The organism is Luteimonas rhizosphaerae (assembly GCF_002849595.1).
In the GTDB taxonomy this organism is placed as follows: Bacteria; Pseudomonadota; Gammaproteobacteria; order Xanthomonadales; family Xanthomonadaceae; genus Luteimonas; species Luteimonas cellulosilyticus.
Genome location: NZ_NRQR01000005.1, coordinates 156,044 through 181,410, shown reverse-complemented (window position 1 = coordinate 181,410; position 25,367 = coordinate 156,044). Strand labels below are relative to the sequence as shown.

General features: G+C 70.1%; 25 protein-coding genes, 4 tRNA genes and 2 pseudogenes. 10 read left to right on the top strand and 21 right to left on the bottom strand.

The window, feature by feature from the left end; genetic code table 11:
* Nucleotides 1–133: 133 nt before the first annotated feature.
* From CJ022_RS03195 to CJ022_RS03140, 12 genes are all read right to left on the bottom strand, one after another.
* Nucleotides 134–209 (bottom strand) — tRNA-Thr (locus tag CJ022_RS03195).
* 32 nt (nucleotides 210–241) lie between these two features.
* A tRNA-Gly gene (locus tag CJ022_RS03190) sits at nucleotides 242–315 on the bottom strand.
* A gap of 73 nt (nucleotides 316–388) precedes the next feature.
* Nucleotides 389–474 (bottom strand) — tRNA-Tyr (locus CJ022_RS03185).
* Between the two features lie 135 nt (nucleotides 475–609).
* Nucleotides 610–1,641, bottom strand: coding sequence for an isoaspartyl peptidase/L-asparaginase family protein (locus CJ022_RS03180; protein ID WP_101925244.1), 1,032 nt, complete (start codon nucleotides 1,639–1,641; stop codon nucleotides 610–612).
* 157 nt (nucleotides 1,642–1,798) lie between these two features.
* On the bottom strand, nucleotides 1,799–2,890 hold the full coding sequence (gene ychF / locus CJ022_RS03175) for a redox-regulated ATPase YchF (protein WP_101925243.1): 1,092 nt from the start codon (nucleotides 2,888–2,890) through the stop codon (nucleotides 1,799–1,801).
* An 82-nt stretch (nucleotides 2,891–2,972) separates the two neighbouring features.
* The gene (pth, locus tag CJ022_RS03170) at nucleotides 2,973–3,554 is read right to left on the bottom strand and encodes an aminoacyl-tRNA hydrolase (protein ID WP_101925242.1); all 582 of its coding nucleotides are present in this window, start codon (nucleotides 3,552–3,554) and stop codon (nucleotides 2,973–2,975) included.
* Nucleotides 3,555–3,605: 51 nt separating this feature from the next.
* Nucleotides 3,606–4,262: a 50S ribosomal protein L25/general stress protein Ctc gene (locus CJ022_RS03165; protein WP_101925241.1), complete on the bottom strand. Its 657-nt coding sequence runs from the start codon at nucleotides 4,260–4,262 to the stop codon at nucleotides 3,606–3,608.
* 139 nt (nucleotides 4,263–4,401) lie between these two features.
* Nucleotides 4,402–5,361 (bottom strand): ribose-phosphate diphosphokinase, encoded by a 960-nt coding sequence (locus CJ022_RS03160; RefSeq protein ID WP_101925240.1) that lies wholly within the window; start codon nucleotides 5,359–5,361, stop codon nucleotides 4,402–4,404.
* Nucleotides 5,362–5,429: 68 nt separating this feature from the next.
* Nucleotides 5,430–5,506 (bottom strand) — tRNA-Gln (locus CJ022_RS03155).
* A gap of 31 nt (nucleotides 5,507–5,537) precedes the next feature.
* The gene (gene ispE, locus CJ022_RS03150) at nucleotides 5,538–6,467 is read right to left on the bottom strand and encodes a 4-(cytidine 5'-diphospho)-2-C-methyl-D-erythritol kinase (RefSeq protein WP_101925239.1); all 930 of its coding nucleotides are present in this window, start codon (nucleotides 6,465–6,467) and stop codon (nucleotides 5,538–5,540) included.
* Complete coding sequence (gene lolB, locus CJ022_RS03145; protein WP_101925238.1) at nucleotides 6,464–7,117, bottom strand: lipoprotein insertase outer membrane protein LolB; 654 nt, start codon at nucleotides 7,115–7,117, stop codon at nucleotides 6,464–6,466. The genes ispE and lolB overlap by 4 nt, the downstream gene beginning before the upstream one ends.
* Nucleotides 7,114–8,829: a tetratricopeptide repeat protein gene (locus CJ022_RS03140; RefSeq protein WP_101925237.1), complete on the bottom strand. Its 1,716-nt coding sequence runs from the start codon at nucleotides 8,827–8,829 to the stop codon at nucleotides 7,114–7,116. Before CJ022_RS03140 ends, lolB begins: the two co-directional genes overlap by 4 nt.
* Before the next feature lie 156 nt (nucleotides 8,830–8,985).
* Between CJ022_RS03140 and hemA the strand changes: the two genes are divergently transcribed.
* The gene (gene hemA / locus CJ022_RS03135) at nucleotides 8,986–10,284 is read left to right on the top strand and encodes a glutamyl-tRNA reductase (protein WP_101925236.1); all 1,299 of its coding nucleotides are present in this window, start codon (nucleotides 8,986–8,988) and stop codon (nucleotides 10,282–10,284) included.
* On the top strand, nucleotides 10,262–11,344 hold the full coding sequence (gene prfA / locus CJ022_RS03130) for a peptide chain release factor 1 (RefSeq protein ID WP_101925235.1): 1,083 nt from the start codon (nucleotides 10,262–10,264) through the stop codon (nucleotides 11,342–11,344). Before hemA ends, prfA begins: the two co-directional genes overlap by 23 nt.
* Before the next feature lie 244 nt (nucleotides 11,345–11,588).
* Here prfA and CJ022_RS03125 read toward each other — a convergent pair whose 3' ends face one another.
* Together CJ022_RS03125 and CJ022_RS03120 are read right to left on the bottom strand one after the other, a co-directional pair.
* Nucleotides 11,589–11,891 (bottom strand): antibiotic biosynthesis monooxygenase family protein, encoded by a 303-nt coding sequence (locus CJ022_RS03125; protein WP_101925234.1) that lies wholly within the window; start codon nucleotides 11,889–11,891, stop codon nucleotides 11,589–11,591.
* A complete protein-coding gene (locus CJ022_RS03120) occupies nucleotides 11,888–12,850 on the bottom strand; it encodes a zinc-dependent alcohol dehydrogenase family protein (RefSeq protein ID WP_199171422.1) in 963 nt (320 codons plus the stop codon). Before CJ022_RS03120 ends, CJ022_RS03125 begins: the two co-directional genes overlap by 4 nt.
* Nucleotides 12,851–12,869: 19 nt before the next feature.
* Between CJ022_RS03120 and CJ022_RS03115 the strand changes: the two genes are divergently transcribed.
* The 4 genes from CJ022_RS03115 (at nucleotide 12,870) to ppk2 (ending at nucleotide 15,855) form a co-directional block, all read left to right on the top strand.
* Nucleotides 12,870–13,958 (top strand): LysR family transcriptional regulator, encoded by a 1,089-nt coding sequence (locus CJ022_RS03115; protein WP_199171421.1) that lies wholly within the window; start codon nucleotides 12,870–12,872, stop codon nucleotides 13,956–13,958.
* Between the two features lie 211 nt (nucleotides 13,959–14,169).
* Nucleotides 14,170–14,691, top strand: coding sequence for a molybdenum cofactor biosynthesis protein B (gene moaB, locus CJ022_RS03110; protein ID WP_101925232.1), 522 nt, complete (start codon nucleotides 14,170–14,172; stop codon nucleotides 14,689–14,691).
* Between the two features lie 2 nt (nucleotides 14,692–14,693).
* Nucleotides 14,694–15,032, top strand: coding sequence for a helix-turn-helix domain-containing protein (locus CJ022_RS03105; protein ID WP_101925231.1), 339 nt, complete (start codon nucleotides 14,694–14,696; stop codon nucleotides 15,030–15,032).
* 43 nt (nucleotides 15,033–15,075) lie between these two features.
* Nucleotides 15,076–15,855: a polyphosphate kinase 2 gene (gene ppk2, locus CJ022_RS03100; RefSeq protein ID WP_101925230.1), complete on the top strand. Its 780-nt coding sequence runs from the start codon at nucleotides 15,076–15,078 to the stop codon at nucleotides 15,853–15,855.
* An 18-nt stretch (nucleotides 15,856–15,873) separates the two neighbouring features.
* On the opposite strand, the gene CJ022_RS03095 is transcribed toward ppk2, so the two are convergent.
* From CJ022_RS03095 to CJ022_RS03085, 3 genes are read right to left on the bottom strand one after another with little or no spacing between them, the layout of a single operon-like run.
* A complete protein-coding gene (locus tag CJ022_RS03095) occupies nucleotides 15,874–16,143 on the bottom strand; it encodes an acylphosphatase (RefSeq protein ID WP_101925229.1) in 270 nt (89 codons plus the stop codon).
* Complete coding sequence (locus tag CJ022_RS03090) at nucleotides 16,143–16,742, bottom strand: TlpA family protein disulfide reductase (RefSeq protein ID WP_101925228.1); 600 nt, start codon at nucleotides 16,740–16,742, stop codon at nucleotides 16,143–16,145. Before CJ022_RS03090 ends, CJ022_RS03095 begins: the two co-directional genes overlap by 1 nt.
* Nucleotides 16,739–18,010 carry a YihY family inner membrane protein gene (locus CJ022_RS03085; protein ID WP_101925227.1) on the bottom strand — a complete coding sequence of 424 codons (1,272 nt, stop codon included), beginning with the start codon at nucleotides 18,008–18,010 and terminating at the stop codon, nucleotides 16,739–16,741. Before CJ022_RS03085 ends, CJ022_RS03090 begins: the two co-directional genes overlap by 4 nt.
* A gap of 135 nt (nucleotides 18,011–18,145) precedes the next feature.
* On the opposite strand from CJ022_RS03085, the pseudogene CJ022_RS03080 reads away from it, so the two are divergent.
* From CJ022_RS03080 to CJ022_RS03070, 3 genes and pseudogenes are all read left to right on the top strand, one after another.
* Nucleotides 18,146–18,699 (top strand): annotated as a pseudogene (locus CJ022_RS03080) (NAD(P)H-dependent oxidoreductase).
* Nucleotides 18,696–19,061 (top strand): DUF2069 domain-containing protein, encoded by a 366-nt coding sequence (locus CJ022_RS03075; protein ID WP_101925226.1) that lies wholly within the window; start codon nucleotides 18,696–18,698, stop codon nucleotides 19,059–19,061. The pseudogene CJ022_RS03080 and the gene CJ022_RS03075 overlap by 4 nt, the downstream one beginning before the upstream one ends.
* A 71-nt stretch (nucleotides 19,062–19,132) precedes the next feature.
* Nucleotides 19,133–19,621 carry an asparaginase domain-containing protein gene (locus CJ022_RS03070; RefSeq protein WP_101925225.1) on the top strand — a complete coding sequence of 163 codons (489 nt, stop codon included), beginning with the start codon at nucleotides 19,133–19,135 and terminating at the stop codon, nucleotides 19,619–19,621.
* A 29-nt stretch (nucleotides 19,622–19,650) separates the two neighbouring features.
* Here CJ022_RS03070 and CJ022_RS03065 read toward each other — a convergent pair whose 3' ends face one another.
* From CJ022_RS03065 to sufT, 4 genes and pseudogenes are all read right to left on the bottom strand, one after another.
* The gene (locus tag CJ022_RS03065; RefSeq protein ID WP_143703868.1) at nucleotides 19,651–20,064 is read right to left on the bottom strand and encodes a hypothetical protein; all 414 of its coding nucleotides are present in this window, start codon (nucleotides 20,062–20,064) and stop codon (nucleotides 19,651–19,653) included.
* 142 nt (nucleotides 20,065–20,206) lie between these two features.
* Nucleotides 20,207–22,201 carry a PKD domain-containing protein gene (locus CJ022_RS17670; RefSeq protein ID WP_101925223.1) on the bottom strand — a complete coding sequence of 665 codons (1,995 nt, stop codon included), beginning with the start codon at nucleotides 22,199–22,201 and terminating at the stop codon, nucleotides 20,207–20,209.
* A gap of 136 nt (nucleotides 22,202–22,337) precedes the next feature.
* Nucleotides 22,338–24,036, bottom strand: a pseudogene (locus tag CJ022_RS03055) (S8 family peptidase).
* Between the two features lie 252 nt (nucleotides 24,037–24,288).
* On the bottom strand, nucleotides 24,289–24,840 hold the full coding sequence (gene sufT / locus CJ022_RS03050; RefSeq protein WP_101925222.1) for a putative Fe-S cluster assembly protein SufT: 552 nt from the start codon (nucleotides 24,838–24,840) through the stop codon (nucleotides 24,289–24,291).
* A gap of 98 nt (nucleotides 24,841–24,938) precedes the next feature.
* Here sufT and CJ022_RS03045 point away from each other — a divergent pair, with 98 nt between their 5' ends.
* On the top strand, nucleotides 24,939–25,349 hold the full coding sequence (locus tag CJ022_RS03045; protein WP_143703867.1) for a hypothetical protein: 411 nt from the start codon (nucleotides 24,939–24,941) through the stop codon (nucleotides 25,347–25,349).
* The last annotated feature ends 18 nt before the right edge of the window (nucleotides 25,350–25,367 follow it).

Genomic DNA, 25,367 nt, shown 5'->3' with positions numbered 1-25,367 from the left:
CGTGACCAATCGTGCCCACGTTCACGTGGGGCTTGGTGCGCTCGAACTTACCCTTTGCCATGGCTGCTTTGTCTCGAATCGGATGGAGAAAGTGGTGAGGCGTGCTGTTCGCGGAACGGCTGTACTGCGGAGGTGGTGCTCACGAAAGGAATCGAACCTTCGACCTCCTCCTTACCAAGGAGGTGCTCTACCGACTGAGCTACGTGAGCAACGATGTGGAAACTGGCAGGGGACGCATCAATGGAGCGGGAGACGGGGATCGAACCCGCACCATCAGCTTGGAAGGCTGAGGTTCTACCATTGAACTACTCCCGCACCGGGATCCTGCTTGCCGCATACAACTGTCGCACTTCTACCGCCTGACTGAACCGCGTTTCCACCTGCGAACTGGTGGAGGGAGGTGGATTCGAACCACCGAAGGCGTAAGCCAGCAGATTTACAGTCTGCCCCCGTTGGCCGCTTGGGTATCCCTCCGGCGCTTTCATCTTGCCGGTGAAAACAGCCCGCGATTTTGAGGCCACCTCGAACGACTGTCAACGCTCGATTGCAACGAATGTGCGGCGACCGCATCACGGGGGGCGCATTCTCGCACGGATGGCACGCCTGCGGTCACGGCATCTGCAGGGAATCGTCCGCGTAGATCGCCACGTGCGGTACGCCATCGGCGCCGATCCAGCCGCGATGCATGCCGCCGGTGTTGAACGGCAGTGCGATGCCGCCATCGGCGCCGAGCACGATCGCGCCGCCGTTGCCGCCGAGCGCCGGGATCTGCTGGTTGATGACCGCCTCGCCTGCCTGCGCGGCGGATTCGCCCCGGTATTCCATGCGCGCGCAGATCTCGCGCGCCGCAGCGGTGCGGATGTAGAACTCGCCCCAGCCGGTACCGGACACCGCGCAGCCGCCGTCGGCCCAGGTCCCCGCACCGATGATCGGCGCATCGCCGACCCGGCCGTAGCGCTTGTTGGTCATGCCGCCTGTCGAGGTGCCGGCCGCGAGATGGCCCCGGGTATCGCGAGCCACGGCTCCGACCGTGCCGAAATAGCGGCGCGGATCGACCGGCGCCGCCGCGCCGGTGGCCGCCTCGCGTGTCTCCGCCTCCAGCGCACGCTGCAGTTGCTGCCAGCGTCGCTCGGTGCGGAACCAGGCCGGATCCTCCAACGCGACGCCCTGGGCCTGCGCGAAGGCTTCCGCGCCCTCGCCTACCAGCATCACGTGCCCGGACGTCTCCATCACCCGCTGCGCGAGCTGCAGCGGATTGCGGATCCGGCGCAGCCCGGCGACCGCACCGGCCTGACGGGTGGCGCCGTCCATCAGCGACGCGTCCAGCTCGTTGACGCCGTCATGGGTGAACACCGCGCCACGACCGGCGTTGAAGCTGGGATCGTCCTCGAGCACGGTCACCGCGGCGAGCACGGCATCGACCGCCGAGCCGCCATCGCGCAGCCGCGCATGGCCCGCGCGCAGGGCCTGCTCCAGCCCGGCTCTTGCTGCGGCCTCGAGGTCCGGCGTCATCCCGGCCCGCTCGACGCCGGCGCCGCCGTGGATGACCAGCAGCGGCTCGACCGGCGCCTGCGCCAGAGCCGTCGGCGCGACGGCCAGCAGCAGCGCGGAGACCAGGTGACGCAGACGGGACACACGCATCGCAAGACTCCGGAGACGCCGGCGGCGCGCGCGGCATGGCGGGCAGGGTAGCGCGGCGGCGCCGGTCCCGCCGCGGCTCAGCCAGCGCATCATGAAAAAGCCCCGCGCGATGCGGGGCTGTGGCAGCGCGACCGGCGGGCATGCGCCGGCGCGGCGATCAGACGTTGAAGCGGAAGTGCATCACGTCGCCGTCCTTGACGATGTACTCCTTGCCTTCCAGGCGCCACTTGCCCGCTTCCTTGGCGCCGGACTCGCCGTTGTAGCGGATGAAGTCGTCGTAGCCGACCACTTCGGCGCGGATGAACCCCTTCTCGAAATCGGTGTGGATGACGGCGGCCGCCTGCGGCGCGGTCGCGCCGATCTTCACCGTCCACGCGCGCACTTCCTTGACGCCGGCGGTGAAGTAGGTCTGCAGCGCCAGCAGGCCGTAGGCCGCGCGGATCACGCGGTTGAGGCCCGGCTCGTCGAGGCCGAGATCGGTGAGGAACGCGTCGCGGTCGGCATCGTCGAGCTGCGAGAGTTCTTCCTCGATCGCCGCCGACACCGGCACGACCTCGGCGCCCTCGCCCACTGCGCGCGCGCGCACGGCGTCGAGGTGCGGATTGTTCTCGAAGCCGTCCTCGAGCACGTTGGCGATGTACAGCACGGGCTTGGCGGTCAGCAGGAACAGATCGCGGATCGCGGCCTGGTCGTCGTCGGACAGCGTCAGCGCCCGCACCGGCTGGCCGTCGGCCAGGCCCTTGTGCACCCGGCCCAGCACCTCCGCACGGACTTTCGCGTCCTTGTCGCCGGTCTTGGCCGAGCGCTCGGCGCGCTGCAGCGCGCGCTCGACGGAATCCAGGTCGGCCAGCGCAAGCTCGGTGTCGATCGTCTCGATATCGGCGATCGGGTCGACCTTGTTGTTGACGTGGATGACGTCGGGATTCTCGAAGCAGCGCACCACGTGGGTGATCGCGTCGACCTCGCGGATGTGCGACAGGAACTTGTTGCCCAGGCCCTCACCGCTGGCCGCGCCGGCGACGAGGCCGGCGATGTCGACGAACTCGACCGCCGTCGGCAGCACCTTCTGCGGCTTGACGATCGCGGCCAGCGCGTTGAGGCGCAGATCCGGCACCGGCACGATGCCGACGTTCGGCTCGATGGTGCAGAACGGGAAGTTGGCCGCGGCGATGCCCGCCTTGGTCAGCGCGTTGAAGAGGGTCGACTTGCCGACGTTCGGCAGGCCGACGATGCCGCATTTGATGCCCATGTCGTGTTCCGGGATTCGTGATTCGGGATTCCGGATTGCAGCACCGCCGCGGCGGCCAATCCGGAATCCCCAAGCCCGAAGCTCAGGGTTTCGGCGTATGCAGACGCGTCATCGCGTCCATGAAATTGCCCGCCATCGCCAGCGGCAGCACGTCGATCGCGTCGTCGATCGCACGCCCGATGAGGATGTCGTCGTCCGCGCCCGCGCGGCCCAGCACCCACGGCGTCACCTTGTCCTTGTGGCCGGGATGCCCGATCCCGATGCGCAACCGGTGGAAGCCACCATGGCCCAGCAGCCGCATCGTGTCGCGCAGGCCGTTCTGGCCGCCATGTCCGCCGTCAAACTTCAGTCGCGCGGTCCCCGGGGGCAGGTCCAGCTCGTCGTGCGCGAGCAGCGCCTGGTCGGGTTCGAATTTCCAGAACCGCAGCGCGGCCGTCACCGACTTGCCGCTGAGATTCATGAAGGTGGCCGGCTTCAGCAGCCAGACAGGTCGACCGGCGATGTCGATCTTCGCCGTCTCGCCGAACAGCTTGCTGTCCAGCCGGAACGACGCACCCGCCTTCGCGGCGAGTTCGTCGACGAACCGGAACCCGGCGTTGTGCCGGGTTCTGGTGTGCTCGGGCCCGGGATTGCCCAGCCCGACGATGAGACGCAAACCTTCCATGCGGCCGGTCCGGCCGGCGCGTCCCCTGCGGAACGCACCGGCACGGCACGATTACTCGTCGTCCTTGGCCGCCTTGGTCGCCGGCACGTCGGCCGCGTCCTCGTCGGTCTCTTCCGGCTCCAGCTCGACGCGGCCGTGCTTGGCGACGACGACGGCGACGTCGTGGTCCGCACCCTGCGCCAGCTCGGGGATCTCGACGCCCTTGGGCAGCTTGAGCTGCGACAGGTGGATGATGTCGCCGACCACCATCTCGCCGAGGTCGATCTCGATGAACTCCGGCAGGTCGCCCGGCAGGCAGGTCACGGTGACTTCGTTGAGCTCGTGCGTGATCACGACGTCGGCGGCCTTGCCGGCCGGCGAGGTGTCCTCGTTGAGGAAGTGCAGCGGCACCGCGGTGCGGATCGCCTCGTTGTCGCTGACGCGCTGGAAGTCGAGGTGCAGGATCTGCTGCTTGAACGGATGGCGCTGCATGTCACGCAGCAGCACCTTCTGCACGTCGCCGTTGAGGCTCAGGTCGAGGATCGACGCATAGAACCACTCGTGCTGGCTGGCCAGCAGGACGTCGTTGTGGCTCAGCTTGATGCTGACCGGCTTGAGGTCACCGCCGTAAACGACGGCCGGCACTTCACCGGCGTGACGAAGGCGGCGGCTCGCACCCTTCCCTTCGTCTTCGCGGCGCTGCACCTTGATTTCATGTTGAGTTGCCATGGTGTTGTCTACCTACTTGGAGTGAACCGTCTCGCGACGGTTTGAGTGACTCGCCCGCGACCAGGCGAGTCAGGGTTCCGGCGGACGCCGGAAATTGCGAAGCGCCCGGCATGCGGCCGTACGCGCTGGAACGGGGCCATCAGTCGACGTAGAGCGAGCTGACGGACTCGCCGAATGCGACGCGGCGGATGGTTTCGGCCAGCAGCTCGGCGACGCTGAGCTGGCGGATGCGGCTGCAGGCGCGCGCCGCGTCCGACAACGGAATTGTGTCGGTGACGACCATCTCGTCGAGCTGGGACTTCTCGATGTTGTCGATCGCGGCGCCCGACAGCACGGCGTGCGTGCAGTAGGCGACGACCTTCTCGGCGCCGTTCTTCTTCAGCGCGGCGGCCGCGGCGCACAGCGTGCCGGCGGTATCGACGATGTCGTCGACCAGCACGCAGGTCTTGCCCTGCACGTCGCCGATGATGTTCATCACCGTCGAGACGTTGGCGCGCGGGCGGCGCTTGTCGATGATCGCGAGGTCCGCGTCGTCGAGGCGCTTGGCGATCGCGCGCGCGCGGACCACGCCGCCGACGTCGGGCGAGACCACGATCAGGTTGTCGGTGCCGTGCGCGCGCCAGATGTCGGCCAGCAGCAGCGGCGAGGCGTAGACGTTGTCGACCGGAATATCGAAGAAGCCCTGGATCTGGTCGGCGTGCAGGTCGATCGTCAGCACCCGGTCGGCGCCGGCGGCGGTGACCATCTTGGCCGCGACCTTGGCCGTGATGGGCACGCGCGACGAGCGCAGGCGACGATCCTGGCGCGAGTAGCCGAAATACGGGATTACCGCGGTCACACTGGCGACCGAAGCGCGCTTGAGCGCGTCGATGAGCACCAGCAGTTCCATCAGGTTCTCGGCCGACGGCGCGCAGGTCGGCTGGATCAGGAACACATCCTGGCGGCGCACGTTCTCCTCGATCTCGACCTGGACCTCGCCGTCGGAGAACGTCGAGACCAGCGCCTTGCCCTGGCGCACGCCGAGTTCGCGGCAGACCGCATCGGTCAGCGAGCGATTGGCATTGCCCGAGAAAATCAGGAGGTTGCGTTCTTCTTTCATGTCGGCGGTTTCCGCGTCGCTCTGACCGAGCGGATGAAGGGCGCTCCACGCCGGAGCGTGGAATGAATTGGCAGGGGCGGCAGGATTCGAACCTGCGGATGCCAGGATCAAAACCTGGTGCCTTGGGCCTCTTGGCGACGCCCCTGCGGATTGGTGCCGAGATCGCCGGTCGCGGATCAGCGGTGTGTGCCCCGACCCGTGGTCGGTGCGGCCCCCTGCTCCACGTCCGGACCTCCGGTCCCGGAGGCCTCGAGCGCATCGAGCAGCGGCGAGCGCGCGGCCCCGGCGACGATCCGGGTCGGAACCCGTCCTGCCACCTGTGCCTGCGCGGCTCCGGCGGATCCGCGGTCGGCGAATTCGACGAAGCAGCCACTGCCCGACCCGGTCAACCGCGGTGTGCCGACCTCCGCGAGCGCTGCGAACACCGCTTCGATGGCGGATTCGCGGCGACGCAGGACCGGCTCGAACGCATTGCCGAGCGATGCACCTGAAACGAAGTCGGCCATTGTCGCGGGCGCGGCATTTCGCGTCAATTCAGGCGACTGGAACAGCTGCGCGGTATTCACGTGGACGTCGGGCGTCGCGATCAGATACCAGGCCGACGCCAGGTCGATCGGCCGCAGCGATTCGCCGACCCCCTCGGCCCATGCGTTGTGGCCGCGGACGAACACGGGCACGTCCGCGCCCAGCTGCAGGCCCAGCCGGGCGAGCCGGTCCTCGCCGAGATCCAGCCCCCACAGCCGATCCAGCGCACGCAGCACGGTGGCCGCATCGGACGAGCCGCCACCGAAGCCACCCCCTGCCGGAATGCGCTTTTCGACGGCGATGTCGACGCCTTGGCCGACATTCGCGTGTTGCTTGAGAAGAAGCGCCGCCCGCACCAGCAGGTCGTCGGCCTCGTCGACCCCGGGCACCGAGGCGCCGATACGACGCACGGCGCCGTCCTCGCGCACGCGCAGCCGCACGGTGTCGCCCCAGTCCAGCAGCCGGAACACGGTCTGCAACGTGTGATAGCCATCCGGCCGGCGGCCGATGATGCGCAGGAACAGGTTCAGCTTCGCCGGCGCCGGCCACGTGGACCAGCCGGCGCCCACCGCGCCGCTCATGGCGCGGAAAAATCCCAGCTGTCGACGATGACCCGGACGGTCGCGTCGCCGCGGGTGGCATCGATGCGCCGCGGCAGCGCCGGGCGCTCGCCCTCGGCCGGATGCCAGTCGAGGTACGCCACCGTCCAGTCCTGCTGTTCGACGATCTGCGGCCGGCCCTCGGCGTCGTAGGCGATGCGCGACGCCCCCGCCGCATCGGCGTCGACGACCAGGCCGCGCGCCCAGTCCGGCAGTTGCGCGACGGGAATCAGCCAGCCGGTGGCATCGAGCACCAGCGCCTCCGCGCTCGGCCCTTCGCGCGGCCCACCGGCCAGCCCTTCGATGCGGCCTGCGCCGGTGCGGCGATCGGCCAGCAGGCGCCAGCTCTGCCGGGTCACCGGCGCACTGAGAGCGACGGTGTAGGTCGGCCCGGTCTGCTGCCAGTCGACGCGCCCGCTGCCACCGCGGCCGGCCTGGCTGACCGCGACCCGCCCTTCGAACTGCCAGTCGGGATGCGCCTGCAACCAGTCACGCCGCGCCTGCTGCGCAGCGACCGCGGCCGGATCGAGCTGGTCGGCGACGACCGGCGGCGGCCGCACCGGCACGCTGCTGCAGGCCGCGAGTACGACGAGCGACAGGGCGGCGATGCCGCGCAGCAGCACGCGCCTCATGCGCCCGTGGTCTCGAGGGCGCGCTGCAGCGAACGGTTCTCCGGATCCAGGGCGCGCGCCTCGTCGAAATATTTCCGCGCCTCGTCCTGCCGGCCCAGGGCCCACAGCACTTCGCCGATGTGCGCGGCGACTTCCGCGTCCTTCATCATCGAGAACGCACGGCGCAGTTCGACCAGCGCGTCCTCGTTGCGGCCCAGCCGGTAGAGCACCCAGCCGTAGCTGTCGATGATCGCGGCGTTGTCGGGCTCGGCCACGCGCGCACGGTCGATCAGCTCCAGCGCCTCGGTGTACCGGGTCGTGCGGTCGGCGAGCGTGTAGCCCAGCGCGTTCAACGCGGCGACGTTCTCCGGCTCCGACACCAGGATCCGACGCAGGTCGGCCTCGGCGCGCGGGATGTCGTCGCGGCGTTCCCACATCAGGGCGCGGGCGTAGAGCACCGCCGGATCGTCTGGGATCGCGGCCAGGCCGCGGTTGTAGACCTCGAGCTCGGCGGCGCCGGTGTCGTCGTCGCGATGCAGTTCGGCTTCGAGCAGATAGGCATTGCGGCGCATTTCGTCGTCCGCGCTGCCATCGGCCTGCAACTCGCGCAGCTGAGCATAGGCCTCGTCCCGACGCTCGAGCACGTGCAATACGCGCGCCCCGCGCAAACGCGCCTGCCAGCGCTCCGCGCCGCCGGGCACGCTGACGTACCACTCCAGCGCTTCCTCGTACTGCTCGAGGTATTCCGCCAGCTGGCCGAGCAGCAGACGCTGCGCCGGATTGGGCGTTTCCGCGCCGACCTTCAGCTCTTCGTACAACGCGGCGAGCGCCGGCTTGTCGTCGGCGCGCGCCAGCAACGAGGCGCGCAGGATCACCGTGCGCCCGTCCTGCGGGCCCGCCGCGAGGATCCGCTCGGCCTCGGCGAAATCGCCGAGCGCTTCATATTCGATCGCCAGGGCCAGGCGCAGATCCGGCGGTACCGAAGCGCCATTGGCGAGCGTCGCGAGCGCGGCGCGTGCTTCGTCGGCGCGGCCGACCTCGCGCATCTGGCTCGCACGCAGCAGCGCCACCCGCGGCTCGCCCGGGAAGCGCGCGACGATGCTCGTGAGGATCCGCTCGGTCAGATCGGTCCGGTCGAGCCGCTGGGCGAGTCCGCCGAACGCCATCCAGGCCTGCAGCACATCGGGGATCGCGTCGCCGTCGACCAGCTGGCCGAGGATGCGGGCCGCCTGCGCCGGGTCGCGTCCGCCGCCCGACAGCACCGTGAACGCATGCCGCCAGCCGCTCGGGTCGGGACTGCGCAGCAGGGCCTCGAGCTGGCGCCGGGCGGCGCGATCGCGGCCATCGCGCAGCGACAGCGTCGCTTCGGCCGCGCGCATCGGCAGCGAATCGGGCGCGTTGCGGCGCCACAGCGCCAACGCATCGGCGGCGCGGCGATCGTCGCCCGCGAGCAAGGCGATGCGGGTCGCGCGCTCGGCGAGGCCGGCATCGCCGTCGGAGGCGCGCGCGGCATCGAGATACCAGTCGGCCGCTTCGTCGAGCCGGCCGGCCTGCACCGCGAACTCGCCGGCCAGCGTCGCGCCGAGCAGATCCTGGTGCAGGACATCGTCGCGTCCGGACGTCTGGGCCTGGGCCGCGCCCGCGATCGTGAGCAGCGACACCAGCAACGCGACCGGTGCGCGACGACGCGACGGGACGGTCCGTACCGCGGGGAAACTTGGAAAAACGGGCATCGGGAGCAACCGGGCCGTAAAATGGGCGCCTTCCCCGACGAGCTTATCGCAAGCGCCTGAACGGGTGAGGAGTCCGACCGGCACCGTCACGTGCCATGCGGGATCCTCGTTTTCCCGGCCCGCAAGGCCGCCGCCCGGACCCGACGCCCGCCCTCCATGAGCCTGTTCGCACTCGGCATCAACCACCAGACCGCGCCGGTCGCCCTGCGCGAGCGCGTCGCGTTCGCCGGCGATGCGTTGCCGGCGGCGCTGGCGCAGTTGCGTGCGCTGCCGCAGGTGCGCGAGGTGGCGCTGCTCTCGACCTGCAACCGGACGGAGCTCTATGCGATCGCCGATGACGACGGCAGTGCGCTGACCCACTGGCTGGCGACCCACCCGTCGGATGATGCCAGCGACGCCGGCGGCTCGCTGCAGGCGTATCTGTACCGGCACCGGGACGAAGCCGCCGTGCGGCATCTGTTCCGGGTGTCCACCGGGCTCGATTCGCTGGTGCTCGGCGAGCCGCAGATCCTCGGCCAGGTGAAGCAGGCATGGGCCGCCGCGCGCGGCGCCGGCACGCTGGGCAGCGAGCTCGACCGGGTGTTCCAGCACGCCTTCGTGACCGCCAAGCGCGCGCGCAGCGAAACCCGCATCGGCAACAGCCCGGTGTCGGTCGCCTCGCTGGCGGTACGCCTGGCGCAGGACTCCTTCGCGCGGCCGTCGGATTCGGCGGTGCTGCTGATCGGCGCCGGCGAGACGATCGAACTGGCCGCGCGGCATCTGGCACAGGCCAACGTCAAGCGGCTGCTGATCGCCAACCGCACCTACCAGCACGCGCAGGAACTCGCCTCGCGTCACGGCGGCATTGCACTGCCGCTGGACGAACTCGACCGGCACCTGTTCCTCGCCGACATCGTGCTGTCGGCCACCGCCAGTCGCGAGCCGGTGCTGACCCGCCCCCAAGTCGCGGCGGCGCTGCAGGCGCGCAAGCACCGGCCGATGCTGCTGATGGATCTCGCCGTGCCGCGCGACATCGCGGCCGATGTCGCCTCGCTCGACGATGTGTTCCTCTACACCGTCGACGATCTCGAACGCACGATCGACGACAACCGGCGCGGTCGCCGCGAGGCCGCCAACGATGCCGAGGCGATCATCGACCTGCAGGTCACGCGCTACACCGAAGCGCGCGCGGCCAGCGGTCGCAATGCCCCGCTCAAGCGCCTGCGTGCGCACGGCGACAGCGTGCGCGCCGAATCGCTGGCGCGCGCGCGCCAGCAGCTCGCTGCCGGCCAGTCCCCCGAAGCGGTGCTGGAGCTGCTGGCGCACACGCTGACCAACCGCCTGCTGCACCTGCCGACGGCGGCGCTCCGCGACGCGGCGCTGCACGGCGACGACGCGTTCGCGCAGACCCTCGACCGGCTGCTGCCGCCCGCTCTTCCCCACGACGACGACGATGCTGCCGACCCTGCGCCGTAAGCTCGAAGCGCTGGCCGAACGCCGCGACGAACTCGAACGCCTGCTCGCCGACCCCGGCACGATCGCGGACCAGAGCCGCTTCCGGAACCTGTCGCGCGAGTTCGCCCAGCTCGAGCCGCTGGCGACCGCACTCGACGACGAACGCCGCACGCTCGCCGACCTGCGCGCCGCCGAAGCGATGCAGGCAGATCCGGTGATGCGCGAACTGGCCGAGGAGGAGATCGCCGCCGCGACGACGCGCCTGGCGGAACTCGACGCCCTGCTGATGGCGATGCTGGTGCCGCGCGACGCGCGCGACGACGGCGGCTTCTACCTCGAGATCCGCGCCGGCACGGGAGGCGACGAGGCCGCGATCTTCGCCGGCGACCTGTTCCGCATGTACCAGCGCTACGCCGAACGCCAGGGCTGGCGGGTCGAGGTCGAGTCGTCGAGCGGCGGCGAGCACGGCGGCTTCCGCGAACTGATCGCTGCGGTCGACGGCGCCGGCGCCTACGCGAAGCTGAAGTTCGAGTCCGGCACCCACCGCGTGCAGCGCGTGCCCGAGACCGAATCGCAGGGGCGCATCCACACCTCGGCCGCGACGGTGGCGATCATCCCGATCGAAGAGGCCGGCGAGCCGATCGAACTGAACCCGGCGGACCTGAAGGTCGACACCTTCCGCTCCTCCGGGGCCGGCGGCCAGCACGTCAACAAGACCGACTCGGCGATCCGCATCACCCATCTGCCCAGCGGCCTGGTCGTCGAATCGCAGACCGAGCGTTCGCAGCACGCCAACCGCGACAAGGCGATGAAGCGCCTGCGCGCGATGCTGGCCGAAGCGGAAGCCGACCGGCGCGCGGCCGCGACCGCGGAAGTGCGCAAGCTGCAGGTCGGTAGCGGCGACCGCAGCCAGCGCATCCGCACTTACAACTATCCGCAGGGCCGGATCACCGACCATCGCATCGACGGACTGACGCTGTACGACCTGCCGAACGTGCTAGAAGGCCATCTCGACGCACTGATCGCGCGGTTGTCGCAGGAACACCAGGCCGACGAACTGGCGCGCATGACCGCGCAGTGACGCGTCATCGGCAGCTCGCTGCCCACGTCGCGACCGCGCCGCCGGGCGATGCGGGTGACGGCTGCGGTCACAGGTGATGTGTTGACCGCGCAACCACCGGCCTGGTGAAGTGACCCGACATGTCCGGCGTCACGCAGGGGCCTTCTTCAGGACTGCAGCGCGGTCGCATCGACTGGTCGGCCAGGCGGGCCGACGCACGACATGGCGCGCCCGCTCCGCCCGGCCTAGCACCGGGCCAATCTCGTCATTCGCTCTCTGTCACGTGCGATGGCACATGGACGACGGTGGGCTCGCCCACCAGGAACGGCGCGAGCGCGGCCATGAAGCGCGCATGCGTCTCGCTGGGCTCGAAGCCCGCCACGTGTGCGGCGAGGTCGCGCCAGTCCACGTCGAGCAGATACGTCTCGTCGTGATCGAGCGTGCGGACCAGACGATGCCGCAGGTAGCCGTCCGCTTGCCGCAGCAGCGGCGCCACCGTGCGGAAGGCCGCTTCGAACGGGTCGTTCATGCCGGTGCCGATCCGCAGCAACGCCAGTTCGGTGATCACGACAACCCCGCCACGTCGATGGCCACCTTGCCCCGCAGGGCGTGCCGGGCGCCGTTCTCCAGCAGATCGTGGGCTTCGCCCATGCGTGCCAGCGGCAATACCGCGCCGATCACCGGCTTCACCTGCCCGCGCTCCACCAGCCGGGTCAGCGCGTCCAGCTTGCCGCGGTTCTGACGGGTGAAGACGAAATGGTAGGCCGCGTTCTTGCCCCAGGCATCAACCAGATTCTGCGGCGTGGCGATGTCCACCAGGCTGACCACGCGACCGAAGTCGGCCAGAGCCAGCGGGCTGCGGGTCAGCGTGTCGCCGCCGATGGTGTCGAACACGACGTCGACACCGCGCCCCTGGGTGATCTCCGCGACCGCGTCCACGTAGTCCACGGCGGTGAAATCGATGGCCTCATCCGCGCCCAGCTCCCGCACGAAGGCGTGGTCCACCGCGCGCGCGGTCGTGATCACCCGGGCGCCGATCGCCTTGGCCACCTGGATGGCGAGCGTGCCCACGCCGCCGGCGCCGCCGTGGATGAGGATCGTTTCGCCCACGGCCAGCTGGGCCCGCGCGACGAAGGCCTCCCATACGGTCCCGCCGGCCAGGGTCAGGCTGGCCGCCTCGAGGTGGCTGAGGTTCTCCGGCTTGCGGCCCACGAGATCCACATCGGCCACGTGCTGCTCGGCGTACGAGCCCCAGCCCCCGAAGATCTTCGGGGTGTAGTACACGGCGTCGCCCACACGGAATTCGGTCACCTCCGCGCCGATCTCCTCGATGACGCCGGAGATGTCGTGGCCGATGATCGCCGGCAGCGGCACGTACGCGGCGTAATCGCCACGACGGATCTGGTAGTCGAGTGGATTGACCGCGGTGGCATGCACGCGGACGCGCACCTGGCGGGGGCCGACACCGGGCACGGGGACATCGCGGAGTTCGAACGCATCGCCGCTGCCGAAGCGGGTCAGGACCATGGCTTGCATCGTAGTGCGCATGAGCTTTTTTTCCTTCGTCGGTGCCACGTCGGTGGCGGTAGGTCATGCTCACGCGACGGCCCGTTCGCCGGTAGCCGGCGCACGGCGGAATCAGTTTCAAAGCGGCTTTGAAGCCGCCGTGCCGGTGCACGCGATGACGCGACCGGTGCGATGGATTCGGCGATCATGGGTGCAACCGCGGGCGGTCTTCTGGCTGGATGACGTGATGGATTTCAATGCGCTGACCCTGTTCGTACGCGTCGCCCATCTCGGCAGCATCAGTGCCGCCGCGCGCGACCTCGGCATCACGCCGGCGGCGGCCAGCGCCCGGCTGGCGGCATTCGAAAAGGAACTGGGCGCGCGGCTGGTGCACCAAGACGGCAGCGCCCTGTTGCCGCATGCCGAACATCTGCTGGAAGCGGCCGCCACGGCGCGCGCCGCACTGGGCCGGGAACAGCAGTCGCCCCGCGGCGTGCTGCGGGTGGCCGCCCCGTCGTCGTTCGCACGCATGCACATCGTGCCGGCGCTGCCTGCGTTCATCGCGCGCTATCCCGACCTCCGGCTGGACCTGCGGATCTCCGACAGCGTGGTGGATCTGGTCGAAGGCGCGTTCGACGTCGCGGTGCGGTATGCGGATCTGGCGGACTCGTCCTTCGTGGCGAGGCGGCTTGCGCCCGATCGCCGGGTGCTGGTGGCTGCGCCCGGATACCTCGCGCAGCACGGCGAACCGGCAAGCCCGGAGGATCTGGACCGGCACGCATGCCTGGTGGTCGGGACGCTCGACGTGTGGACGTTCCGGGATCCGCAGGGCGAGGTCGTGGTCAAGCGGGTCACGCCCACACTGCGCATCAACGATGGCGGCGCGGTGCGCGACGCCGCATCCGCGGGCCTGGGCATCGCGCTGATGGCGACCTGGGCCGCCGCCACCGAGCTGCGCAACGGCGCGCTGGTGCCGGTGCTGCGCGACCACCCGCTCGTGTCCACGCAGACGCTGTGGGTGATCTACCCGAGCGCCCGCGAACTGGCGCCCAAGGTGCGGGTGTTCATCGACTGGCTGGTCGGGCAGTTCGGGCCGGAACCGCCGTGGGACCGGGATCTCCCTGTGTGACCGGCCCGGGCATTCCGACGACGACCGGGCCTGCGGGTGCCAACCGCGAGCTCGCGTTCGCCCGATGTCCCCGGCTTCGTCCACGGCGCTTCCGTCTCATCATCGACTCGGACGCCGACGAGGGCAGCGCCCAGGCGCCACACGAACCTCGCGCAGCCCGCCGCCAGGCGCGCATGCGATGTCGTCCAGGGGCGTGCGGTACCCTCGCCGCATGAGCACATCTTCCGATTTCATTCCCTTGCAGGTCTGCGTGCTGACGGTGTCCGATAGCCGCACGCTCGATACCGACAGCTCCGGCGACTATCTGGTCGGCGCCCTGACCGAGGCCGGTCACCGCATCGGCGAACGCGCGCTGCTGCCCGACGACCGCTACGCGATGCGCGCCCTGGTCTCGAAGTGGATCGCCGACCCCGCCGTCGACGGCGTCCTCGTCACCGGCGGCACCGGCTTCACCGGCCGCGACTCGACGCCCGAGGCCCTGCTGCCGTTGCTCGACAAGGAAATGCCTGGCTTCGGCGAACTGTTCCGCGCGATTTCGTTCGACGAGATCGGCACGTCGTCGTTGCAGTCGCGCGCCTTCGCCGGTCTCGCCAATGCGACGTTCGTCTTCGCCCTGCCCGGCTCGACCTCGGCCTGCCGGACCGCGTGGGAGAAGATCGTCCAGCGCCAGCTCGACGCACGGACGAAGCCCTGCAACCTGGCGACGATCCGACCACGCCTCAAAGAAGCCTGAGCATGGCCATCGACCAGACCCTGCGTCTGCTCGTCAAGGCCAGCGGCCTGACCGTCGGCGAACTGGCCGCGGCGATTCCGCGCGCCGGTGCGGCCACGGTCTCGGCCTGGCTGCGGGGCGAAAAGACGCCGGGACAGGACCAGCTCGATGCACTGGCGAAGGCGTTCGGCGTGCCCGCCGGCGCGCTGTTCGCGACGCTCGCCAGCACGCTGGATCCGGCGCGCACCAAGGGCGAGCACGATCTGCTGGCCGCCTACCGCACGTTGACGACCCGGCAGCAGGGCGCGCTGCTGGAAGTCGCGCGCGGCATGGCCCAGGCGCGTCCGGCGAAACCGCGCTGAGCGCGTCGCGCCGACCCCCCTCTTCCCCGCTGCAGGTCCCGCGATGAAACCGATGAAGCGCAAGGCATACGAAGCGGCGCTCGCGCCGATGCAGGTGGCGCTGGCCGACCTCGCGCGCTGGCTGCAGCACAGCGGACAGCGCCTGCTGATCGTCTTCGAAGGCCGCGACACCGCCGGCAAGGGCGGCACGATCAAGGCGATCTCCGAGCACCTCAATCCCCGCCAGTGCCACGTCGTCGCGCTGCCGAAACCCGGCGAGCGCGAACGCGGCCAGTGGTATTTCCAGCGTTACGTCGCGCATCTGCCCGCCGCCGGCGAGATCGCCCTGTTCGACCGCAGCTGGTACAACCGCGCCGGTGTCGAATCGGTGATGGGCTTCGCGTCGCCGGCCGAGGTCGGTGCCTTCCTGCAGCAGGCACCGGTGTTCGAGCAGCAGCTGGTCGACGACGGCATCCTGCTGTTCAAGTACTGGCTGGGCTGCGACCAGGCGGAACAGGAAGCGCGTTTTCTCGCGCGGCTCGACGATCCGCTGAAGCGCTGGAAGCTCTCGCCGATGGACGTCGCCGCGCGCACGCGCTACCAGGACTACTCGCGCGCACGCGATGCGATGCTCGCGACGACGCATACGCCGCACGCGCCGTGGACGCTCGTCGACTTCAACGACCAGCGCCGCGGACGGCTGACCCTGATCCGCGACCTGCTCGACCGCCTGCCCGACATCCATGTGGATGCGCCGCAGATCGCGTTCCCGCCGCTGCCGGGCAAACCCAGACGCGAGCGCTATCCGGTGCTGGCGCCGCTGGCGCCGTTCGAGCCGGACTGACGCCCACGCCCGGCCTGCTCAACACACCTCGAAGTCGCCCGGCACCGCATCGACCGCCGGCGCGTCGCGCACGACGCGGGTGACGCCTGCCGACGGCGGGCCGTGGGCGAGCCAGGTGGCCAGCGTCCCGATCGCCTCCGGCGTGCCCGAGACCAGGACTTCCACCCGTCCGTCGTCCAGATTCGCCGCATGGCCGCGCAGCTGCAGTCGACGGGCCTGGTCGCGCGTCGCGGCGCGGAAGCCCACGCCCTGGACGCGCCCCGACACGCGGAACCGCGCCGTCGCCATCAGGCGCCTGCGGGCGACGCGGCCGGTGCCGGGCCGCCGGCTTCGGCGATCATCGCCTCGATGCCTTCGGCGGTGACGGGACCCAGGAACTTGCGCGCGACGCGTCCGTCGGGCGCGATCAGATAGGTCATCGGCAGGCCCTTGGGTGTGTCGAAGTCGGCTGGCGGGTCGTAGGTATCGAGGATCGCGATCGGATACACGACCGGGCGTTTCTCGAGGAAGGCCTGCATGTCGGCCGGCTCGATCTCCTCGTAGGCCAGGCCGACCACGTCGATGTGGTCGCGCATCGCGTCCAGCGCCGACAGCTCGGGCATCTCCTTCAGGCACGGCGCGCACCACGTCGCCCAGAAGTTGACGACCACCCACTGGCCGCGGCGCTCGGCGAGATCGAAGGTGCCGCCGTCGAGCGTCGCGATCCGCAGGCTCGGGAATTCGACGCCGTCGCCCGCCGCGTCGGCCCCGGCGTCCGCCGACGGCGCCGGCGCCGGTGCCGTCGCGGTCGGCGCGTCCGGGGTTTCGGCGGGTGGCGCGCTCGACGGCGTGCAGGCGGCGAGCAGCGCGGCGACGGCGCTGCCGGCCAGCAATCGATGCAGGGTCATGGTGTCTCCGGGGGCGGAAAGAGGGTCGAGACGCGGCGCTTGAGCAGATCGCGCAGCGGAACGCGCAGGTCGTCGAGTGCGGCCACCGCGGCGACGCCGAGCGCGTCGTCGCGGCACGGCAACATCGCCTCGGCGGTCGGGATGCGGAGGTGGCAGGTGTCGTAGAGCTCGGCGAGCGTCAGGCTGGACAGGTCGCGCGCCAGCAGCCACTCGCCGGTCTCGGCGCGGCGCACGACGTTGATCTCTTCGAGCTGGGCGAGCATTTCCTGCACCAGCGAATCGGTCAGCATCGGCTCCAGTTCCTGGATCTCGTCGCTGTGCAGGCCACGACCCGCGGCCCGGGTCTGGTTGAACCGCCCGAGCAGACGCAGCAGGCCGTACAGCTCGTACCCGCGCGGCAGGCGCAGATGCGCCGGCTGGTAGCGGAACGCCGAGATCGACGCGGCGAACGAGGCGCCCAGCAGGATCGACACCCAGCCCAGATAGACCCACAGCAGGAAGATCGGCAGGAATGCGATCTGGCCGTAGATGCGCTCGTAGGCACTGAAACTGCCGAGATACAGGCCGATCGCCCACTTCACGGCTTCCGAACCGAGCACCGCCAGCGCGGCGCCTGCGAACGCGTGCCGCCATTGCACGGTGCGGTGCGGCACCACCCGGTACAGGGTCGCGAAGGCGAGCAGCTCGATGCACATCGGCGCCGCCCACAGCATCGCCGTCCGCAGCCACTGGCCGCCTTCGGTATCGAAGATCTGCAGCGCGAAGAACCGCGCCGACACCGACAGGCTGGCGGTCGCGACCAGCGCACCGAGCGTCAGCACGGTCCAGTACACGAGGAAGCGGGTGAAGGTCGGGCGCGCGGACTTGACCCGCCAGATGCGGTTGAACGTGCCTTCCACGCTGAGCAGGGTCACCAGGACCGAGATCACGAGCGCGACCACGCCGATCGTCGTCAGCTGGCCGGTGTTGGCCGACAGCTGCAACAGCACCTGCTCGACCGCGCGCGCGGAATTGGGCACGAAGTTCGAGAAGATGTAGTCGCTGAGCTGGTCGCGCCACTGGCCGAACGTGGGGAAGGCCGACAGCACGCCGAACACCACCATCGACAGCGGCACGAGGGCGAACACCGTGGTGAACGCGAGCGCGCCGGCCGCTTCGAACAAGCGGTCGTCGAGGAAGCGGCGCCACAGGAACCGGCCGAAGGTCAGCGCGCGTGCGCGGTCCATGGCGCGCTCGCCCCAGCGGGTTATCGTGTCGAGTGGCTCCATCCGCGCAGGGTAGCAAAGCGGCTGCGCCCGACACGTCGGTCGCGACACGCTCGCCGGCGCCGCCGCGCGCCCGATTCGGCAGCGCTGCCGCGGCCTGTCAGACTGGCCGCCCACCGACTTCCGCGCCCCGTGCCGATGCCCGACATCCTGGTCCTCTATTACAGCCGCAACGGCTCGGTCGCGCGCCTGGCCCGCCAGATCGCGCGCGGCATCGGCGAGGTCGACGGCATGACGGCGCGGCTGCGGACCGTGCCGCCGGTCAGCGCGGTGACCCAGGCGATCGCGGCGCCGGTGCCCGAAGAAGGCGCACCCTACGTCGAGCGCGCGGACCTCGCCGAGTGCGCCGGCCTGCTGCTCGGCAGTCCGACCCGCTTCGGCAACATGGCCGCGCCTCTGAAGCATTTCCTCGATTCGCTCGGCGCCGAATGGGCCAGCGGCACCCTGGTCGGCAAGCCGGCCGGCGTGTTCACCTCGACCGCGACCCAGCACGGTGGCCAGGAAGCCACGCTGCTGACGATGCTGGTGCCACCGAGCCCGCGCTGACCAGCACCCGCGGTGGCGGCACGCCTTACGGCGCCAGCCATGTGGCGGGTCAGCAGGACGACCCGCAGCCGACCGACGACGAGGCGGCCCTGGCCCGTGCCCTCGGCCGCCGCGTCGCGCAACTCGCCGCGAAGCTGTCGGCATGACCCGCCCCTCCTCGCGCGTGGTGCTGGCCGGCTCGCTCGCGGCGATCGCGCTGCTCTACCTGGCCTGGCATCGCGACGATCCGCATTTCGGCGCCGCCCTGCTGGTGTTCGTCCTGCCGCCGTTGCTGCTGCTTGCCGGCGTGCTGCTGCGGCGGCCCAGTGCGCCGCTGTGGTCGGGCATCGCCGCGCTGTTCTGGTTCTCGCACGGCGTCATGTACGCCTGGACGTATCCGGAACTCGGTCTCTGGCCCTGGGCCGGCATCGCGTTGTCGCTGTCGGTGGTGTTCTCGGCCAGCCTGCCGGGCGTGCGCGCGCGATTCTCGCGTCCGCGCGCGGCGCCCGTCGAGCGCGACCGCCACTGAGCCGGCATGGCGGAAAAATCGGCCGAGTTCCGCGCGGCAGGCGCCGAGGTCTACCATCGCGACGCAACCCAATGGACGAGCTGCTGATCGTCACCACCGGTGGCACGATCGACAAGATCTACTTCGACGACAAGTCGGATTTCCAGGTCGGCGACCCGCAGATCGGGCGCATGCTCGAAGAGCTCGGCGTCGCGTTCCGGTTCCGGGTGATCCCGATCATCCGCAAGGATTCGCTGCACATCACCGACGACGACCGCGAGCTGATCCGGGCGACCATCGCCGCCCAGCCGGCGCGCCACGTGCTGCTGACCCACGGCACGGATTCGATGGTCGAAACGGCCAAGGTGCTGTCGTCGATCGCCGACAAGACGATCGTGCTGACCGGCGCCTTGAGCCCGGCCCGGTTCCGCGGCTCGGATGCGGAGTTCAACATCGGCACCGCGGTCGGCGCGGTGCAGTCGAAGCCGCCCGGCGTCTACGTGGCGATGAACGGCCGTATCTGGGATCCGCTGCTGGTGCGCAAGAACGTCGACGCGAACCGCTTCGAACCCATCGCCTGACGGCCTCGCGCGCGGGCCGCGCCCGCGGCTCAGTCCCGGGTGCGCTCGGGCAGTGCCGGACCCGGGCCGATGCCCATGCGGCCGTCGGGTTCCACGTATTCGACGTCCGGATCATCGGACAGGCGCTGCATCAGCTCCTGCGCCGCGTCGGCATCCAGCGGCACGCTGGTCGTGAACACGTCCGCCTGCACGCCCATGCGGCGCTGCCAGGCGAGCGTCACCGGCGCCACCGTCGATGCGGCCGCGTCGAGCCGCGGCTGCACGGCGGCGGGATCGCGACCCGGTGCGCTGGCCTCGCGGTACTTCACGATGAAGCGCTGGTAGCTGCCATCGGCCGGCAGCGCTGTCTGTTGTGTCGCCATCGCACACCCCGTCATCGTCGTCAGCAACAGGGCCAGCATCAGCAGCCCCGTCGTTCGCAGTCCACGCATCGAGCGGATCATCGACGCACTCCGGTTGTGGAACCGGGTCCGATGGTAGCGGCCCGGCATGAACGCGACGTTGGACACGCCGCACGCGAAAACGCCCCGGCGGATGCCGGGGCGTCGTCGTCCCGATGCGCGCGTCCCTGCGCGCGAAACCGGATCAGTTGTGGCGCGCCTGCAGGCTCACGCCGCTGTAGGCGGACTCGCCGACGACCAGGATGTAGTAGCTGCCGGCCTCGGGCGCGGCGATCCGGATCGACTCGTTGTTGCCCGGACGCGCCGAGCGGAAGTCATAGCTGTCGAGCGTGGGCTCGGCCTCGAAGCTGACGTGCACGGTGACGTTGCCGCGGCCGCCCGACGTCAGGATCTGCAGCGGGCCGCTCGCGTCCGCGTCGAGGTCGATGCGGTACAGCACCGCCTCGCCCGCACCGCCGGACAGGCCGGTGACCGGCGTGCGGTTCACCAGCTCGATCGCATCGGGACCGGTGTCGCCGACCTCGATGGTCTGGCTGCGGGTGTGGCTGCGGTCGTCGGCGTCGGTCACCGTCAGCGAGACGGTGTAGACACCGGCCTCGGCATACGTGTGCACCGGGCTGGCCTCGGTCGATCCGTTACCGTCGCCGAAGTCCCACGCGTAGGACGCGATCGCACTGTCGCCGTCGGTCGAGGTGTCGGTGAAGGTCACCGTCAGGGTGTCGTCGTCGATCGCGACGTCGAAGTCCGCGACCGGCGCGCCCGGCTCGGTGCCGCCATCGGCGCCGATCGTGTCGACGAACTCGGCGCCGGTGCCGGCCGCATCCAGCCAGTCGCTCAGACGGCTGGCCGCGGTGCCGCCGCCGGTCCACGACGTGAACACACGTCCGTACCAGTCGACATGGTCGGCGCCGGTCGTGCTGCACGACGCATAGCCGCCGTGCAGCTGGCCGACGACGCGACCTTCCGGGCTGTAGATCGGCGAACCCGACGAGCCGCCCTCGGTCGTGCCGCGCTGGTTCCACTGCACCCACAGATGGCTTTCACCGCCGGCGCCGAGATAGCCCTCGATCTGCAGCGGGTTGTCCGAATGGGTGATGCGCTTTTCGGCGACGCGCGGATGGTGGATGCCGGTCGCGCCCGATGGCGCCAGATCGCGACGGTCCCAGCCCGACCAGCTCAGGTCGAACGCGGGATCGGCGGCGTCATCCAGCTCGAGCAGGGTGAAGTCCGAGGTCGCGTAGGTCGCCCGCACGACCGCACCGGTCTGGTTCTGGTCGAGGCTGCCGTCGCCGTTGGCGCCGCTCTCGGCGGTGCCCGGGGCACGACAGGTGGAGTTCTCGTAGTTCCAGTACACGACGATGCTGGCCGCGGCGTCCGCGGTCCCCATGCCGCAGTGGTGGGCGGTCAGGAAGTACATCTTCTGGTCGCCGGCGGTGTTGTTGAGCAGCGAGCCGCTGCAGTAGAACGTGCCGAAGCGCGAGTACGCGCCAACAGAGGGAATCTCCTCGCGGAAGTCGTCGCCATCCGGGCACACGACGTCGACGTTGCAGCTGCCCGACACGCCCTTGGTCTGGGCCAGCGCGCCATCACGGGCCAGCTTGCCGAAGCCGACGTAGTCGTGGTTCACGCGGGTCATGCGCAGCTTCAGCTCGCCTGCGCGCGCCTTGGGCACGACGACTTCGACGACGGCCGTGTCCCCGGGGACGATCGGCGTCCACAGCTTGCCGTGCGCCTTGTTGCTGCTGGCGTCGAAGCTGCGGATCACCTCGGGATTGGCGCTCTTCGACAGGCCGGCCGGATAGACCAGCAGGCGTCCGCCTTCGGGCATGTGGTACTCGTCGAAGCCGAAGTTCAGCGACAGCGCGTCCTTCGATTCCACGCGCAGGCGCCACACCAGATCGCCATTGGCCAGCTGGTCCCAGTCGCCGGCGTTCTGCGGCGTCACGTCGACGGCCAGCGGCGCGGCGAAACGGACCGGACGGTCGCCCAGCGCGCGGTCGAGCTGGCGGTCTTCGGCCTGCAGGCGGCCGAGGTCGACGGCCGGCATCTGCTTGAGTTCCACGGTGTGCTCGGCCGGCAGCGAGTGGCTGAACGCCGCCGGGCGCGCGTCGCGCGGACCGGCCACGGCAGCGCCGACCGACAGGGCGCCGACGGCGATGCTTGCGATGACTCTCTTCATGTGTTCTCCCTTCCCCTCGATGATGGAACGCAGATAAAAACGGCGCACACCGCAAGCGCGACGTGCGCCGCCGGTCCCGGGCCCGACGATCAGGCGACCAGGGACCTGCCCTTCTCGTGCTGCTGCCGGCCCGCCATCAGTTGTGGCTGGCCGTCAGCGTGACCCCGGAGAACGACGTGTAGCCGCGCACCAGGATGTGGTACGTGCCGCTCTGCGACGCCGTGCAGGTTTCGCTGTTGCCGGTGCGGTACGGGCGGCAGTCCCAGGTCGAGGTGGTCGGCGCGCTGCCACGGCGCACATAGAGATCCGCGTCGCCGCTGCCTCCCGCGATCCGGATCGACACACCGCTGCGCCCGCTCGGCACGGTGAAGGTCCAGCGACGCTCGCTGCCTGCCGCACCCGAGATCCCGCTGACCGGCACGCCGTTCTGCAGGCCACCGGTGCCCGGATCGGGATCGGGATCCGGCGTGGTGCCGCCCGACGCCGCATCGACCGCCGCCTTCGCATTGACGATGCCGGCGCCGATCGGTTGCGACGGTGTCGCCGGGAAGGCCCGCGCGGTGCTGGTCAGCAGCGTCCTGATCTGCGCCGGCGTCTTGACCGGATTGGACACCGACTGGATCAGCGCGACGACGCCGGCCACGTGCGGCGCCGCCATCGAGGTGCCGTCGTAGGTCGCGTAGCTCTCGCTGCCCGGCGTGGTCTGGCCGCTGTTGAGCGTCGAGACGATGCCCGAGCCGGGCGCGGAGATCGTGATGCCCGCACCGTAGTTCGAGAAGCTCGAACGCGCGCCGGTGCTGGTGTTCGACGCCACCGCGATGACGTTGCTGCAGTTCGCCGGCGAGAACCCCGAGACGTTCGCGTTGCTGTTGCCGGCGGCGATGACTAGCGTGGTGCCGCGGCCGACCGCACCGTTGATCGCGCTCTGCATCGCGCTGCCGCAGCTGCCCGCGCCGCCGAGGCTGAGGTTGATGACCTCGGCCGGGTTCTGGTTCGCCGGCACGCCGCTGACGCTGCCGCCCGAGGCCCAGATCACCGCGTCGGCGATGTCGGAATCGTAGCCGCCGCCGCGGCCCAGCACGCGCACCGGCACCACCTTGGCGAGCGGCGCGGTCCCGGCCACGCCGACCCCGTTATTGGTGACCGCCGCGACCGTGCCCGCGACATGCGTGCCGTGCCAGCTCGACGCGCGGCCGCCATAGTAGTCGCCCGGATCGGCCGGATTCGAATCGCGGCCGTTGCCGTCGCCGGCGACCGCGGTGTCGATGATGAAGTCGTAGCCCGGCAGGATGTTCCCGTTGAGGTCACTGTGGCTCGCGATGCCGGTATCGAGCACCGCGACGACCGCGCCCGAACCGCGGGTCACGTCCCAGGCCTCGGTCGCGCGGATGCCGCCGGCGCCCGTCCCGAAGCCGTACTGCTGCGAGAAGCGCGGATCGTTGGGCGTCCAGAAGATCTGGTTGAGCTTGTCGACTTCGACGAATTCCACGTCGGGATTCGCGGCGATCTGGCGCATCAGCGATTCGGCGTCGGCGCGGTCGAGCTTGCGGCTGCTGCGGACCACGCTGGCGCCGACCGCCATGCGCCGGACGTGTTCAAGGCGCAGCTGCTTGCCGCTGCCGACGACGCTCCGCGCACGCCGGATCCGCCTGCGCGGCGGATCCGTCACGGTATTTGACGATGAAGCGGTCGTGGGTCTCGGCGGACTGCAGGCCGCTGAGGTTGACGCGCTCGGTCGCGCCGGCCGCCAGCGGCAGGCACGCGGCGATGGCGAGACCGGTGGCGATGGCGAGCGCGCGACGGCGCGGGCGATGGGACGGATTGTGCTTCGACATTCGATACCCCGGGGCGGTGACAACGCCGCTGGAAAGCGGCAAGACCGGCACTGGCGGCATCCCCTGAACAAACGACAACGCCAGTCCCGACACGAATGCGGGCATGACAAAACTGACCGCAAACTGACGCTACGCGACAGCGCGACCCTTGCGCAATGGGACTAGCAGACAAATTTGCGCACATAAATGCGCCCCGCGTCACATATCGACGCGAAGATCAGGTTTCACAAAAATGACCCCGGCCTTGCGGGGTCAGAGCATGCCGGTTTCGAGCCGCGCGGCCTCGGACATCATCGTGCGGTTCCACGGCGGGTCGAACACCAGTTCGACATCGGCCTCGCCCACGGTGGGGATCAGCTCGAGCTTGTTGCGCACGTCGTCGACGAGGATCTCGCCCATGCCGCAGCCGGGCGCGGTCAGCGTCATCTTGACCTCGATCTTGCGGTCACCGGCGTCGCCGGGCATGACGATGGCTTCGTAGACCAGGCCCAGATCGACGACGTTGATCGGGATCTCGGGGTCGAAGCAGGTCCGCAACTGGCTCCAGACCATGCGCTCGACGGCCGCATCATCGGCGTCGTCGGGCAGCTCCAGCGGCACCGGCGGCTCCTTGCCGATGGCATCGGCGTCGCGGCCGGCGATCCGGAACAGGTTGCCTTCGACGAAGACGGTATAGCTGCCGCCCAGCGCCTGGGTGATGTAGCCGACGCTGCCGGCAGGCAGGGTCACGTTCTCGCCCTGGGGGACGAGGACGACGGCGCAATCGCGCTCGAATCGGACGGGTTCGCTGCTGCGGGAATACATGGCTTCGGAGATGGAGGCGGACGGCGGCCGCAACAAGGCTGTCATTGTATCGTCGGCCGCCGGTATGCTGGCCGGCCATTCCTGCAATGCAGCCTTCCATGCCTCCAGCCCGCGCACGGCGATTGCCGCTAGCGATCGCCCTGTTGCTGCTCGGAAGCGCAGGCATCGCGGCTGCGTGGGTCCTGCTGGCCGATGCGCGCGACAGTCAAGTCAGCTGGATGGCGGTGATCGCGGCGCTCGATGCCGCCTGGCTGCTGCGCCTGGCCCGGGTTCACCCGGGCCCACTGCGCGCGGCGATCGGCACCGCCGCGACGGCGCTGGCGATCGTGCTGGCCGGCTTCGGCATCGTCGCCGCACAGCTCGCCCGGCCGATGGGCATGCTGCCGTGGGAGTCGGTGCTGAAGCTGGGCCCGCACCACGCGTGGACGCTCGCCAGCATGGCCAACAGCGCGACCGACATCGCCTGGCTTTGCGCCGGGCTGGTGATCGCGGCGGTGCTCTCGCGCTGAGCCGCCGGCCCGGCGCGG